The 12,874-nt window shown below is 38.3% G+C and carries 10 protein-coding genes; 8 read left to right on the top strand and 2 right to left on the bottom strand.

Going from position 1 to position 12,874, the window contains the following annotated elements; translation table 11 throughout:
- Nucleotides 1–16: 16 nt before the first annotated feature.
- The 3 genes from GHD00_RS11005 to GHD00_RS11015 all read left to right on the top strand — a co-directional run bounded on the left by GHD00_RS11005 (nt 17) and on the right by GHD00_RS11015 (nt 5,019).
- Entirely contained in the window at nt 17–1,876 is a 1,860-nt protein-coding gene (locus GHD00_RS11005) for a hypothetical protein (RefSeq protein WP_163538209.1), read from the top strand.
- 770 nt (nt 1,877–2,646) lie between these two features.
- The gene (locus GHD00_RS11010; protein ID WP_163538210.1) at nt 2,647–3,444 is read left to right on the top strand and encodes an alpha/beta hydrolase; all 798 of its coding nucleotides are present in this window, start codon (nt 2,647–2,649) and stop codon (nt 3,442–3,444) included.
- Nucleotides 3,445–3,873: 429 nt separating this feature from the next.
- Nucleotides 3,874–5,019: a DUF2264 domain-containing protein gene (locus tag GHD00_RS11015; protein WP_481810387.1), complete on the top strand. Its 1,146-nt coding sequence runs from the start codon at nt 3,874–3,876 to the stop codon at nt 5,017–5,019.
- 444 nt (nt 5,020–5,463) lie between these two features.
- Here GHD00_RS11015 and GHD00_RS11020 read toward each other — a convergent pair whose 3' ends face one another.
- Nucleotides 5,464–6,606, bottom strand: a complete 1,143-nt coding sequence (locus GHD00_RS11020) for a DUF6612 family protein (protein ID WP_163538212.1) — start codon at nt 6,604–6,606, stop codon at nt 5,464–5,466.
- 261 nt (nt 6,607–6,867) lie between these two features.
- Here GHD00_RS11020 and nagZ point away from each other — a divergent pair, with 261 nt between their 5' ends.
- From nagZ to GHD00_RS11040, 4 genes are all read left to right on the top strand, one after another.
- Nucleotides 6,868–8,526, top strand: a complete 1,659-nt coding sequence (nagZ, locus tag GHD00_RS11025) for a beta-N-acetylhexosaminidase (protein ID WP_163538213.1) — start codon at nt 6,868–6,870, stop codon at nt 8,524–8,526.
- Between the two features lie 846 nt (nt 8,527–9,372).
- Nucleotides 9,373–9,873, top strand: coding sequence for a sigma-70 family RNA polymerase sigma factor (locus GHD00_RS11030; protein WP_240468670.1), 501 nt, complete (start codon nt 9,373–9,375; stop codon nt 9,871–9,873).
- A gap of 159 nt (nt 9,874–10,032) precedes the next feature.
- A complete protein-coding gene (locus GHD00_RS11035; protein WP_163538214.1) occupies nt 10,033–10,440 on the top strand; it encodes a VOC family protein in 408 nt (135 codons plus the stop codon).
- Between the two features lie 117 nt (nt 10,441–10,557).
- Nucleotides 10,558–10,812 (top strand): hypothetical protein, encoded by a 255-nt coding sequence (locus tag GHD00_RS11040; RefSeq protein WP_163538215.1) that lies wholly within the window; start codon nt 10,558–10,560, stop codon nt 10,810–10,812.
- 178 nt (nt 10,813–10,990) lie between these two features.
- Here the strand turns inward: GHD00_RS11040 and GHD00_RS11045 are convergent, their stop codons facing one another.
- Nucleotides 10,991–11,992, bottom strand: a complete 1,002-nt coding sequence (locus GHD00_RS11045; RefSeq protein WP_163538216.1) for a DUF3231 family protein — start codon at nt 11,990–11,992, stop codon at nt 10,991–10,993.
- Nucleotides 11,993–12,300: 308 nt separating this feature from the next.
- Between GHD00_RS11045 and GHD00_RS11050 the strand changes: the two genes are divergently transcribed.
- The gene (locus GHD00_RS11050; RefSeq protein WP_163538217.1) at nt 12,301–12,738 is read left to right on the top strand and encodes a CHRD domain-containing protein; all 438 of its coding nucleotides are present in this window, start codon (nt 12,301–12,303) and stop codon (nt 12,736–12,738) included.
- Nucleotides 12,739–12,874: the final 136 nt, after the last annotated feature.

Here is a 12,874-nt window from a genome sequence, read left to right on the forward strand (position 1 = left end):
TGAAAGGGGAAATAGCATGTGTTCTTTTTATTGGGAAAAGAATGATCTATACTTAGATGAAATAAAAATAGGGTCTATTATCAGCAAACCGGATGCCGATTTTTCCTTTACGGATCATATAGAAAAAATAGATCATGGTATTTTTATATGGAAAAGAAAATTGGTATCGGAACAACAAGATTGGCGTTTGCTGCCTAACCATGAGATGTGCTTTGAAATAGCTGTTCCATCTCATTATCACATGATTCCTGGTGTATCTTATAACGGAAATGATTGGGGAAAAGGACTGGAGCCAAAAGGTTTTGAGCATGAGGGAGAAGCCTGGTCATTTGCTTATCATCGAACAGCGGTGCCAGGTGGAACATGGAGTGTCAATAAATATTGCAGTATTGGGATGTTTGGTCAATATGAAGGAATCGATTTTTCATGTTCGCTGCAACCGAAACAAGATGGAACGACGCATCGGTTAATTTGGCCAGAGCAGGAGCAGCCATTATCCTATGTAAAAAGAGATCGATATGGTAAGCCGTATCAGAACAAATGGCCTGAATCATTAGAAAAAGAGGTGACGCTAACTGCCATCATCGTAGTAGATGCGATCAAAACATCTAAACCAGCTTGGAAGAAAATGCTTCAAACAGCGTGGGAGCTGAATGCTCACTCGACAAAGAGTGAGCTAGATACAGAATCGATCTGGCGTTATGGTGTTGAATATGCAAAGAATAGTCTAAGGGTAGAAGAAGGTGGATTTAAAGGATTTTCGATTGGGCTTAGATGGAATGAACAAGAGAATAAATGGGGACAAGTTAGAAAGTATGAAATCGGTTGGTGTGGCCAAAATGCCTCATTAGCTATATCCATGCTTCATGATTATATGAAAACAAAAAACGAATCATCATTACAGATGGGACTCTCTACCTTAGATTGTTGGGTCGAAAAGGGAACTTTAGACAATGGTTTGATTTATTCTCATTTTGAAGCAGTTCTTGATTCAGATTCATCTGCTATTCAAGATGCTTGTAATCTTGGGACTGCTTCTCAACAATATTTTGAAGCTTATGAACTCTGTAAACAGTTGAATATAGAAAGGTCAGAATATTTAACGTTAGCGTTAGGTATCTGTGACTTTGCCATTAGTCAAATGACTACAGACGGGAAAATTGGCAAGTCGTGGGATCTAGATGGGACTCCGTTTGATCGTGAAGGTACGGTTGGAGCATTTTTACTCCCACCTTTGATTACAGCCTATAAACATACGGAAGAGAAGCATTATCTAGAGATGGCCGAAAAAGGTTATACCTATTATATGGGAGAGTTGAAAGAGAAGGGCTATTCAACAGCGGGGGCCTTAGATACTTACTGTATTGATAAGGAATCCTCCATTCCGTTGTTAGAAACAGGGTTGCTTTTATATGAGGTCACCGCTGATAACAAATATCTTGATTGGGCGGAATATGCTGCATGGTATCTTGCGACATGGCAGTGGCATCATACGGTTTCGTATCCTAAAGAAAGTGTCTTGCATCAACTGAATTATGATACCTTTGGAGGAACTAGTGTATCGACCCAGCACCATCATATCGATCCCTATGGTTTAAAATTTGTGAATGCTTGGATGAAGCTTGGAAAATTAACAGGGGATAAAATGTGGAAAGAACGTGCTAGAGCCGTTTGGAACAATGCTACTATTGGTATCTCAGATGGTAGCTTAGAGATTTTAGGAAAAAAACGACCTGCAGGCAGCCAAGATGAGGCATTTTTCCAAACAAAATGGGGCTTTAGAAATGGCGGTTTTAGTGTTTCCGAATGGCTCGTAGCATGGCCGACGGCTTTTAGATTAGAAGTATTGCGACATGGTTTTAGTGATAAGGAATAAAGACGATACAGGTTAGGTTTCCAAAATAGGGGTAAAAAATTCGGCACCTTTCATAGAGGTGCTTTTATACGTTGTTGGATTACACTGTCATTTCCCGGGAAATGATAGTTTGTTTTGTCGAAGGAATGAGGGAGTATGTAACGAGATGGTCAGGTAATGGAAGAATTAAGGTGTGAAGTTATCAAAGAATATGCATAATTTAACGTCACTTCCGAGCAGGATTTGAGCGAGCAGGTATGGGCAAAGGAGCATATTATATACTGCCAGAATTGGAAGTGACGCGAAAAAGCTAAATAGTGGCTCGAATCACCTGATTTGTGGCGCGAAACCGGAAGATTGTGGCTCGAAAAGTAAAAAAAGTGACGCGAAAACACCAAATTGTGGCGCAAAAAGGTGTGAGGATAGAGCACACGAATATCGAAAAAGTTAATAATGACATGATGTCAACAGCATCTGTGCACGATGACGGCCTAAATGAATAAAGTAAAGGAGAAGAAAGTAAAGAAAAGAAAAATATATTTTATAAGGAGGATACGCTCGCGGGTCATCTATAAGCAAAGAAAATGTCATGTATGTTAGTCAAAATTTATGATAAGTAGACAAACTCTATTTTTATATGTAAAAATACATTTATTATCTGACAAAACTTCAGATAAAGTAGCTATAAAAAATTGAAATTTTACCATAGACTAATGGAAATATAGTTGAAATCTAACGTACTTACATTGGAATGGTAAGCATTCCACTGAATACAGGGGGGGAGTTTTGTAATGGCTTTAATAAGTTGCACTCATTTTAGTTTTGCATTAAAACGTATGGTAGATATTAATGTGATTATTCCTACACCTGAAGGTAATGAACAAATTACAGATAAAAAAACGCGAGATTCCTATAACTATGAACAAGGACTTCCTGTTGTTTATCTTCTGCATGGTGCATATGGAAATTATAGTTCGTGGGTGAGATTTAGTAATATTGAACGTTATGCGAAAAAATACGGTTGTGCTGTTGTGATGGCATCGGCTGATAATAGTTTTTATCAGGATATGCAACATGGAGGTGCCTATTACACATTCTTTTCAAAAGAACTTCCTGCTTTTGTGACTAGCATTTTTCCGATAAGTAAGGAACGGAAAGATACCTATATCGCAGGCCTTTCCATGGGTGGTTACGGCGCCTGGTATTTGGCACTTTCTAATCCTGAAAAATACGCTAAAGCGGCGAGTTTATCAGGAGCATTAGATATTGCCATGCTCTATGATCAAGTAAAAAAAGGGAATATGAAGGGCCCGTTTGAATGGGAAGATATATTTGAAAAACCAGAACATTTAAATGGAAGTAAGGCAGATTTATTTTATTTATACTCCCGTTGTAAAGAATCAAGTGTTATTCCAGAATTATATCAAGCATGTGGAACCGAAGATTTCTTATATTCTATGAATCTATCTGTTCGAGACCGGTTTAAAGAATCTGGGGTGAATGTGGTCTATGAGGAAGGAAAAGGGGATCACAACTGGGACTTCTGGGATTATTATATTCAAAATGCTCTAGAGTGGATGATGAAGTAATTTGGTTTGGGTCTCTGTCACTCTCGCAAAAAAAAGATCAAGACAAAAGCTAGCAGATAACTTTTGTCTTGATTCTTTTTTTCGAGTGGTGTTCGCGCTGTATCAACTTCCACATTCTGTTGAGGCGCTGGTAAGAAACAAAGGGGTCACTATTTCAAGTAAAGGGGCCACTTTTTAGGAGAAATGGGCCATTATTTTTATGGAATGGGCCACTTTTTTGCGAAAACGGGCCACTCTCCAACAGGATGAAGTATTTATGATTGGCGGAATAAAAGGTTAAAGAGATTTGAGTTATTGGATGTTAGGAAAAGTTTGTATTAAATTGTTTACTCTTCTATAACTTTCTTATATATTATAGAAAAGTATAATTATCTCAATTTTCGAAATATTGAGTTTTTCTAATGAAAGTAAGAGGGTGAAAAAATGACAATGGTAAACAATAAAGAGCGAGAATATTGGCTGCATTCGATGTTGAAAATAGCAAATCCGGTCCTTCTTCACTTGAAGGATAGAACATTAAAAAAAGAAATGCCGGTCGAGATGAAGGAAGGAACCAATCGGGAGCAATTTTCCCATCTAGAAGCATTGGCGCGCTTATTAGTAGGCATGGCACCATGGCTTGAACAAGTGTGTGAAAATAATGAGGAAGAAAAGCTCCGAGTAAAATATGCTGAATTAGCAAGAGCGGCAATGGATGCTGGAACAGATCCACAATCACCGGATTACATGAACTTTTCCGATGATTTTCAGCCAATTGTAGATACTGCCTTTTTAGCGCATGCATTGTTAAGAGCACCGAATGAATTATGGGAAAAGCTTGATGCTCGAGTAAAGCAAAATGTGATACTTGCGTTGAAAGCTACAAGAACAAGAAAACCGGTATTTTCAAACTGGCTATTATTTTCAGCAATTATTGAAGCATTTTTATACAAAGCCGGTGAAAAAGATTGGGATCCGATGCGGATAGATTATGCTATGAAGCAATTTGAACAATGGTATTTAGGGGATGGTGTGTACAGCGATGGCCCGGAGTATCACCATGACTACTACAATAGTTTTGTCATACATCCGATGTTAGTAGATTTGATAGAAACAGTTGGCGCTGAGTATAGAGATTGGGAAGCGCTTAAAGAATCCATTATAAAAAGGTCACAACGATATGCGGTGATTCAGGAGCGAACGATTTCACCAGAGGGAACTTTTCCTCCTGTCGGCAGGTCTTTAGCCTATCGCTTTGGTGTATTTCAATCTTTAGCTCAGCATGCACTTCGTGGTGATTTGCCTAGTGAATTAAAGCCTGCACAAGTGAGAAGTGCTTTAACTGCAGTTATGAAGAGAACTTTAGAAGCACCTGGAACTTTTACCGAATCAGGATGGTTAACGATTGGATTTTGCGGACACCAACCAGAGATAGGGGAAGGGTATATTTCTACAGGTAGTGTTTATTTATGTTCAACAGGCTTCCTGCCATTGGGATTACTAGAGTCTGATCCGTTTTGGAGTGAGCCGCCAATGGAATGGACATCAAAACGAGTATGGTCAGGAAAAGAAATACCAATCGACCACGCTTTGTAATGTAAGGAACGGGGGACAGGCACTAAGTTCCCTGTGCCTGTCGATTCCCATATGTGCTGCGGGATTGATCGATGCTGGAGCTTCGTGAAATGATTAAATATAATAGTTAATATTTTTTCCGTAGACTAATACGTTGATATTAAAGGGTTTTGCATAAAAAATACCATCATGAACATAAGATCAATAATGGTAGAATCGGTGCACCTATAAGTTTTGTTTTGCTAGTTTGTCTTATTTTTAAGCGACATAGTCCTTTTATGCTGTTAATCTCATTGATTATTTCATCGACTTTTGCTTTTTTTAGTATAATAGATTAATTCGCCAATCACACTAGTATCTGAGTGACTAAATAACAAACGGGAGAGAAGCACTAAATAAGCACATTAAGCCAAAAAACCCCACCCGTTTATGATTATTACGAGTAGGGTCTTGGAGCATTTGAAACTAATCTAATTTAACACTTTCAGCCATTTCTAATACTTGTTCTTTGGTAAAATATGGTTTTACACCTACGACTTGAATTAATAGTCCATCCTGCTCCCAGTTAATATTAATATAGTCATATCCATCATCAATAGCCCCTTGATAACCTTGAACTTTCAACTCTTCTTCCTCTTCTAACATTAAATCTCCAAAAGTAACTCCTTCTCCCATTGGAGATACAATTAACCCAATCTCACTTCCCTTAACGTTTTGATAGTGTAGGTACAACTCTTCATAAGAATCATCATAGTTATAATCAGTTATAAAGTAACCTTCTGGAATGGAAGTGATTTTAGGAATGTTAAAACTGATATCATGTGGAATGTCTTCGATAAATTCCTCTTGCAATTGATAAGTATCTACTACATTTTCTTCTACATCTGAAGGTACTTCGATAGGCTCCAATTGATTCGCATTAGATATACTTGTTTCTATACGAGCATTAGTAATGTCAGCACCTTCCAATTCTGTAACGATAAGCTCCTCTTTGTGTAAGAAATCCTCTTTATCTACATGAATAATAACTTCAATTTCTTTAACCTCTTCTATATCTGTGGTTTGCATATCCACTGATTGATCTTGAATAGAGCTTGAAGATTCTATAAGATCTTCCATTAACTTATTATACTTATCGCCTTCGCCGGAAAGCGTTAAAATATATTCATCGTCTGTTTCCTCCATCTCAAATTCATCCATAAGTTCTGATAAATTTTCAAAGTAGCTTTCATTCTTTAAATTGAAATTGTCAAATTGTAAATCCATAGCATGGAAATCTAACCATCGACCCAATAAATATGTATAATGTTTATCATCCAAAATGTAGGATTCAACGTCTAAATTCAATCCTGGCATTCCAACCTGAACTGTACCATGTACAGCATCAGGTTCGTGAGTTACATCACCTTCAGCATTAATGGAAATTTCTAGTTCATCAACAGTTGTCATATAATTAGAATTCATTGTATAACTTTCTAATGATTCCATAGCCTCAAGTGATTGCTCCCACACTTCCGATTTATCTAAAGAATCAGAAGAGTTATTCATACTGCATGCTGATAAAATAAACATGAAACTAAAAACTAATAAAAACCTTAATCTCTCCATAAATCTAAATCCTTTCTGTCTATAAAATAACGTTTATATCATAACATAGGAAAGGAGAGGGATGAGATTCCAAATAATAGAAATACATCAGCAGGTTGCTTGTATTTTAACTAAGATAAATAGAGTTTTATGAATCAAAAAAGTGTTCTACAATAAACACCAGTAATATATAAATAATATGGTGACTTGTTTCACTAACTAGAAACTATAATTTTAGTAGGAGATTAAAAAGAGTTTTATATTAAATTCGGAGGAATGACTATGATCAAGCGTATCACCGTTATAGTAATCATTGCTCTTGGGACGGCTTTCTTTTTCATCCATTTCTCGGGTGATGATACGAATGATAAAAAAGCAGACCATCAACCGAAGATTACACCACCGGGTAATGAAAATAAAGAGGTCCCGGAGCTGGGAACATCTTTGGACAACATATTCGAATGGGCAGAACAAGGGAAAATCTTGGACAGCAATATCATCGTTGGTGAAACGACTGCTGATGATGTGCAAGAAGCTTGGGGAGAACCGGGTGAAATCGCTGATACGGATGTTGGCCTTTTTTTGAACTATCCGTCACATGACATCGATGTCGGGATTACAGACGATATGGTGTCCGATGTGCGTTCGGCGCAGAAAACATACACGTCGTTCGATCTGGATACGATTAGATCATATGAAAAGCCGGATGATACACGTTACTATCAAGACGAAGATCATCATCAAATCATTCTTGTCTATGACCTTTCCGACGATTATGTTTTGAAATGGATATTGCCGGAACCTGCCGATAATTCAGATAACCCTGAGGTGGATCATATTTCATTATCAAAGAAAATGAGCGGAGTTGACGGTATGAGCCTTGATGAAAAAATTGGACAAATGATTTTTAGCGGGGTCGATGGTACGGAAATGACCGACGAAACAAAAAGCATCATTAAGAAATATCACGTTGGAGGTATCATTTTATTTGCTAATAACATCGTAAGTAAGACTCAAACCGTTGATTTTTTAAATGATATGAAAGCTGTGAATGCTGACAATCCTTACCCGTTATTGCTGGGAGTCGATGAAGAAGGCAGCAATGTGACACGAATGCCTGATGGGGTGAAAAGCCTGCCGACGAGCGGTTCGCTTGGAAAACTGAACGATCCGGATGTGTCCTTCCATGTCGGTACGATCCTCGCTGAGCAGTTGCAAGCGTTCGGTTTCAATTTGGACTTCGCACCTGTGCTTGACGTAAATAGCAATCCGAATAATCCTGTCATTGGCGACCGTTCGTTTGGTGATAACCCGGATATCGTTACCAAGCTGGGTATCCAGACGATGAAAGGAATCCAGGATAAAGGGATTATTTCGGTCATCAAACATTTTCCTGGGCACGGGGATACGGACAAGGATTCCCATTTAGAACTCCCGAAGGTCGATAAAAGCTACGAGGAGCTGTCCCAATTGGAACTTGTGCCATTCCAAAAAGCCATTTCGGAAAATGCCGATGTCAGCATGATCGCCCATATTCTGCTGCCGCAAATCGACGCAAATTATCCTGCGTCCATGTCGAAAGAAGTAATCACGGGCATATTGCGAGAGGACTATGATTTTGATGGTGTCGTCATTACCGATGACTTAACGATGGACGCGATTACGGATCATTATAGTGTTGCTAATGCAGCAGTCCAGACAGTGAAAGCGGGCGGAGATATATTGCTTGTTGCACATGATCCAGATTTGACTGCCACTGTTTTTGATAAATTGAAAGCGGCAGTTGAAAATGGGGAAATAAGCGAGGACAGGATTGACGAAAGTGTGGAACGCATCACAGATTTGAAAGCAAAATACCAGCTGTCGGATGAAAAGACGCCAGTACCCGAGTTCCAATCGATCAATGAGAAAGTGGAAGCCATTTGGCAGAAGGTGCCCTGATCAATTAGGGGCGGTTTGATGTACGGTGAGAATCACTGTGTATTTTTAGGATTAGTGCTTTTGGGTGGGGTCTAATGGCAGTTTGGGAGGGGGATTAGTGAGAAACTGCGAATAAAAGCGTTCTAAAGGCATTATGGGAAAGGGAAGCCGAGAGAAACTGCGAATAAAAGTGTTCTAATGGCATTATGGGAAGGAAAAGTCGAGAGAAACTGCGAATAAAAGTGTTCTAAAGGCATTATGGGAAGGAAAAGTCGAGAAAAACTGCGAATAAAAGTGTTCTAAAGGCAGTATGGGAAGGGGAAGCCGAGAGAAACTGCGAATAAAAGTGTTCTAATGGCAGTATGGGAAGGGGAAGCCGAGAAAAACTCCGAATGAAAGTGTTCTAAAGGCATTATGGGAAAGGGAAGCCGAGAGAAACTGCGAATAAAGTGTTCTAAAGGCATTATGGGAAAGGGAAGCCGAGAGAAACTGCGAATAAAAGTGTTCTAAAGGCATTATGGGAAGGAAAAGTCGAGAGAAACTGCGAATAAAAGTGTTCTAATGGCAGTATGAGGAAAGAAAGCTGTGAGAAACTGAGAATAGAATGCGAAATAGTGTGCACTCCAAAGCTGTTTTACATGTTTATGCATGCCAGTCTATTTCGATAAATAGATTTTGGCCAGGACTTCTGGCGGTCATATTAACAAGCAGGGAATTGGATATATTTCTTACTTTTTCTTAAAAGGTTTGGGTTTTTGGTCGTGGGTGGCGGGATGTTTGGGGATGTGACGGTTGGGGTGTGCTTTTATATGCTTGGGGTACCGCGGAATAACAGTGAGGGTGCCTTTGCATATAGGGGTATTGTTGTTGAAGGAATGTGTGTTTGATGAAGTGTTGGAGAAGCATGAGCGGATTATTTTTCATTTGATACATAAATATGGGATTCGTGATGCGGATGGGGAGTTTTATCAGGAGGGATGTATTGCGTTGTGGCGGGCTTGGGAGGAGCATGATGCTTCGCTGTCCCGGTTTTCGACGTATGCGTATTATGCGGTGAGTCGGACTTTTTTGGATAAGATCAGGAAAGATAATCGTAAGCTGGAGCAGTATCGGGATTGGATGCAGCGGATGCGTGTGGATGATGCGGTTCGTGAGGATGTGCTTGGGATGGATGAGCGTGTGTTGGCTGAGATTCGCAAGGTGTTGACGGAGAGGCAGTGGGTTTGGTTTGAGCAGTATGTGCTGCGGGAACGGTCTTTGCCTGAGATTGCGGAGAGTGAAGGGGTGTCGGTGCATGCGGTGAAGAATTGGGGGCGATTGGCGAGGGAGAAGTTAAAGCGATTGTTGGTGAGGGTGGGGTATGTGTAAGTATATAAAATTCTTGTGTGTTAAAATATTGTATAAGATGGAATGTTTATTCAATATTTTTAAATGGCTTGTTTAACGAAACTATAAGATTGGATAAAACATAGTATTTTCAATACAATTTACCTAGGATGAACAGTGTTATGAAGGGAGTTGAAAAATGTGAGAATGAAAACAACAATACCGTACCTCCCAGTATATGAAATAGACAACGCAGTGAAATTTTATGAAGATAAGCTTGGTTTCACAAGTCGGTATAACGATTCAAGTTTTGCATTACTATTTCGTGATGAGGTGGAAATTCATCTATGGGCTGCAAACGATAAGGGGTGGCAATCACGCGATATGTCAGATAGGCCTGTTTTAAGTGGAGCTGAAAGCTTCCTTGCTGGAACAGCGAGTTGCAGAATAGGAGTAGAGAAGATTAACGACCTTTTCACTGAATATAAAAATAAAGGCGTACTTTACAGTCCAACAACCGTGATTGAAGAAACACCATGGGGAACGCGTGAGTTCCCAGCTTTAGATTTACATCGCAATTTAATTACATTCTACGAGCCAATTGAATAATGTCCCTAACTTTTTTATAAAGGGAATTTAAATATTCAGTCAGAGTTCTATGGATCAAGCGCATCACCGTTATAGTCATCTTAGTGGATAAGTACATGTCTGGAGGTGTGCAAATATATGTCCAAGTTAGGTCCTTTTGAATTTAAGAACAGCTCGACAGGAATAACGGCAATCAGAAAGGAACGAGCTAATATGCACAACCAAGGAGATTTTATGGATAAATATGATCGCCTATACCCTGACGGAAAATACGTCTTACATGGTGAACCTCCGAGAATTCGAATTCGTGACATGCACAAATATTGTAAGTCTGTTGGGAAACAGCCAATGGAATTAATCTCTAATGTTGCATTGGATGATTTTGCACAATAAGACAAAGTCCTTACTGTCGGTGATCAAATGAAGTAAAGCCCTTCTTCTTTGAGGGGCTATATTTTTAAAATGACATCCTGATTTATTTATAAACTTTATTTTTTGATAACCTAAAGATAGTTTTTAGTTTTTCAAATACATTCTTGTTTATTATAAATACTTAATACCTAACTCATTTTTAGTCTCTAGCAAGGTCTTTTCTGTTTGGAGCAAGTGGTGGTTGTTCTAACCATTTATTTTTGGTCATTAAATTGAACCATTCTTTTGTAATCATTAGATTCTTTAGTATTATTTTTTCGTAAGTCGTCACTAGGTCTACTCGCATTGCAGATGCGAGACCTGAACCATGATAAGCTTGTGAAGATTGTAATAAGAAACCAATATGATACAACATTAACTTATCTGAGAAAGGAGAATCTTGGGAAGTTGTAACCTCGGATTCCCAAGACATAGGAACAGGCAAATTATCTCCTTTTAGTATTTTACTTAGTGATTGAATTTGCTGGTCCGAAGCGTTCTGTATGCTCTCTAAAAACTTTCTAACCTCTTTTGATTGTGTTACTTGACTAAATCCAATGGAAAGTGATTTCTCCATTATTTTCTTTTTCAAATTAAGAGAAAGGGCAATAATTTCTGTTGATGCTAAAGGACGCTTATCCCCAAAAAAACCATCTATAAATTGCTGTCCTGAAGCAAATTCAGGATTCTCTTCAGGGTAAAAGTAAGGGTCTCTTTGAAAATGCCCTTTTTCGAGTAGTAATTCAGTAGTTCGATGATACATACTCATCGCATCATTACTACATGAATCGTAAAAGTGTCGCAAGTCTTCCCTAACAGAAGAACTAAGCGATGTTGAATGCCCAAGTAAACCATGCAATGTCATAATATGTAAATAGTGCAAACAGAAGATATCAGAAAATAACCTTTTGGTCCCTTGGTTAAGATCGGATTCAGTAAAGCCGACGGGTACTGGAAATCCTTCGTTTTCAATAAATTGTCTTATTTGATTTTTTTGTTTATCAAATGTGTTGATTGCATCTTCGAAGAGCAGTTTTATCTTCTCATCCTCTATAATGGATAGCATATATCTATTTACAATATCAACGGCTGTGCCATTAACATATTCACCCCACAATGTTCCTATTTCAGCCGATGTGAATTTTAAATCCTCATTATTCATATAATCACCTCAACATCATGTTGCCCAAGTATTATCATTTTATTAAGATATCTTATCTTCAAACTAAAAAAAGGGGTTATTAGCCCCCTTTTTTTAACTTAATTATTCTTTTGTGATATAACGGGTAATGAGTTATAGAATCATTAATACCAGACCAATAGGATTAAAAATCATTTTCTTTAACCATTTAGAAAGCTTTTCTTCTCTAATTTTATAACCTATATCATTTGCCTTCTTCTTAGCCCTTAATCCCCTTACCTATACAAGTTATTTCAATTTACATACCGTATAGTAAGGGGGTGAAATTTATGGAGGAATTTATTGCTAAGTTAAGAGGGGAAAACGAAGTCCCTCCAGTAAGGACAGATGCTTTTGGAACAGCTAAATTTATCGCAAATAAGGATCGTACAAAAATTAAATTTGAGCTAGAAGTCAACGATATTAGAAATTTTATTCAAGCGCATATTCATTTTGGAGCCCGAGGTGAAAATGGGCCCGTTCTAGCCTTCCTTTTTGGGGCTGATCTAGCGACTTTAGAAGATCAAAATGGGATAACCACTCGCCGAGGAGTAGTTACGGGAGTTATTACAGATAAAGACATCGTTCCTAATAAAGCAGGTGTGAAAAATGTCAACGACTTGCTAAAACTAATGCGAAAAAAATGGACGTATGTAAATGCTCATACCGAACAATATCCTGGCGGAGAAATTAGAGGGCAAATTATTCCCCTTCGCAAGATATATTAAGTGACTATTGTGTCTGTTCCTCATCTCTTAATGGGGGACAGGCACTAGATTTGTTTTTTAATAGATTTTGATTTTCCGCAAACGAGGCGCTTTACTTGAATAAGCTATATAATCAAAAGACACCTTCCATATACAA

Source organism: Gracilibacillus sp. YIM 98692, from assembly GCF_010993965.1.
Classification (GTDB): Bacteria; Bacillota; Bacilli; order Bacillales; family Amphibacillaceae; genus Gracilibacillus.

Bases quoted from the DNA above. Each gene is read 5' to 3' on its own strand.
- GHD00_RS11050 (WP_163538217.1), top strand. From the start codon at position 12,301: ATGGAGGAATTTATTGCTAAGTTAAGAGGGGAAAACGAAGTCCCTCCA.
- GHD00_RS11045 (WP_163538216.1), bottom strand. From the start codon at position 11,992: ATGAATAATGAGGATTTAAAATTCACATCGGCTGAAATAGGAACATTG.
- GHD00_RS11020 (WP_163538212.1), bottom strand. From the start codon at position 6,606: ATGGAGAGATTAAGGTTTTTATTAGTTTTTAGTTTCATGTTTATTTTA.
- GHD00_RS11015 (WP_481810387.1), top strand. From the start codon at position 3,874: ATGGTAAACAATAAAGAGCGAGAATATTGGCTGCATTCGATGTTGAAA.
- GHD00_RS11040 (WP_163538215.1), top strand. From the start codon at position 10,558: ATGTCCAAGTTAGGTCCTTTTGAATTTAAGAACAGCTCGACAGGAATA.
- GHD00_RS11005 (WP_163538209.1), top strand. From the start codon at position 17: ATGTGTTCTTTTTATTGGGAAAAGAATGATCTATACTTAGATGAAATA.
- GHD00_RS11010 (WP_163538210.1), top strand. From the start codon at position 2,647: ATGGCTTTAATAAGTTGCACTCATTTTAGTTTTGCATTAAAACGTATG.
- nagZ (WP_163538213.1), top strand. From the start codon at position 6,868: ATGATCAAGCGTATCACCGTTATAGTAATCATTGCTCTTGGGACGGCT.